General features: G+C 41.1%; 1 protein-coding gene. It reads right to left on the bottom strand.

The window, feature by feature from the left end:
• A partial coding sequence (locus A3762_RS23755) for a cytochrome bc complex cytochrome b subunit (protein ID WP_197469546.1) occupies window positions 1-749 on the bottom strand: 749 nt, incomplete at its 3' end.
• Window positions 750-790 lie beyond the last annotated feature (41 nt).

Raw genomic sequence — 790 nt, 5'->3', positions numbered from 1 at the left:
ACAACAATACCGACCATATCGTGCACTGTGTAGAAAGGATGGAAAGGAATACCATCTTTTGGGATACCGTTTTCATCTTTGTCTTTCTTAATATCGATACCATCCGGGTTATTAGAACCAACTTCATGAAGCGCGAGAATATGCAACACAACCAACGCAAGAATAACGATTGGTAACGCAACAACGTGAAGAGCAAAGAAACGGTTTAAGGTAATGCCTGAAATCAGGTAGTCACCACGAATCCACAAAGCCAACCCTTCACCGATGTATGGAATTGCACCAAAGAGGTTAACAATTACCTGAGCACCCCAGTAAGACATCTGTCCCCAAGGTAATAAGTAGCCCATAAATGCTTCGGCCATAAGAGCTAGGTAAATAGTCATACCAAAGATCCAGACCAACTCACGCGGCTTTTTGTACGAACCGTACAGCAGACCTCTGAACATATGCATATAAACAACAACAAAAAATGCCGAAGCACCTGTTGAATGCAGATATCGTAACAACCAACCATATTCAACATCACGCATGATGTATTCAATAGACGCAAATGCACCCTCTGCTGAAGGGTTATAACTCATTGTTAGCCAAATGCCAGTTAAAAGCTGGTTAGCTAAAACAACAAACGACAATACGCCGAAGAAGTAAAAAACATTAAAATTCTTTGGCGCATAATATTTACTCATATGCTTTTCAAAAGCATTGACGACCGGTAAACGCTCGTCAATCCATGAAATTAGCTTTTGCATTACGCAGCCTCCTCATCAACACCAACCATAATTGTGGCATC

This window comes from Oleiphilus sp. HI0125 (genome assembly GCF_001635355.1).
The sequence above is the reverse complement of the archived record's forward strand: the minus strand, read 5'-3'. Positions and strand labels throughout refer to the sequence as shown.